The sequence below is a fragment of the Dietzia massiliensis genome, from assembly GCF_018390595.1.
GTDB classification, from domain to species: domain Bacteria; phylum Actinomycetota; class Actinomycetes; order Mycobacteriales; family Mycobacteriaceae; genus Dietzia; species Dietzia massiliensis.
On record NZ_JAHBAV010000140.1, the window covers coordinates 1 to 594 of the forward strand.

The 594-nt window shown below is 67.7% G+C and carries 2 protein-coding genes; both read left to right on the forward strand.

Going from position 1 to position 594, the window contains the following annotated elements:
• Positions 1-344 (forward strand): aspartate 1-decarboxylase (gene panD / locus KHA85_RS16520; RefSeq protein ID WP_103826759.1); only part of this gene is annotated, 344 nt, incomplete at its 5' end.
• Positions 345-346: 2 nt separating this feature from the next.
• Positions 347-594: type III pantothenate kinase (locus tag KHA85_RS16525; RefSeq protein WP_213186631.1), on the forward strand; the 248-nt coding region annotated here is incomplete at its 3' end.

Consider the following 594-nt stretch of genomic DNA (forward strand, 5'->3'; position numbering starts at 1 on the left):
TGACCATCGACGCCGATCTGATGGACGCGGCGGACCTGCTCGAAGGCGAACAGGTGACCATTGTCGACATCGACAACGGCGCCCGCCTCGTCACCTACGCCATCACCGGCGAACGCGGCAGCGGCGTGATCGGGATCAACGGTGCCGCGGCGCATCTCGTCCACCCGGGCGACCTGGTGATCCTGATCGCGTACGGGACCATGGAGGAGGCGGAGGCCCGGGCGTATCGGCCGCGGATCGTCTTCGTCGACGCCGACAACAAACCGGTCGACCTCGGCCACGACCCGGCGTTCGTGCCCGAAGACGCGGCCGAGCTGCTGGATCCCCGGATCGTTGCGCGGTAGCCGTGCTGCTGGCGATCGACGTCCGTAACACCCACACCGTCGTCGGGCTCATATCGGGCGCCAAGGAGCACGCAAACGTCGTGCAGCAGTGGCGGATTCGCACCGAATCGGAGATCACCGCGGACGAATTGGCGCTGACCATCGACGGATTGATCGGCGACGACTCCGAGCGGCTCACCGGCGCCGCCGCGCTGTCGACCGTCCCCTCGGTGCTGCACGAGGTGCGGCTCATGCTCGACCAGTACTGGCC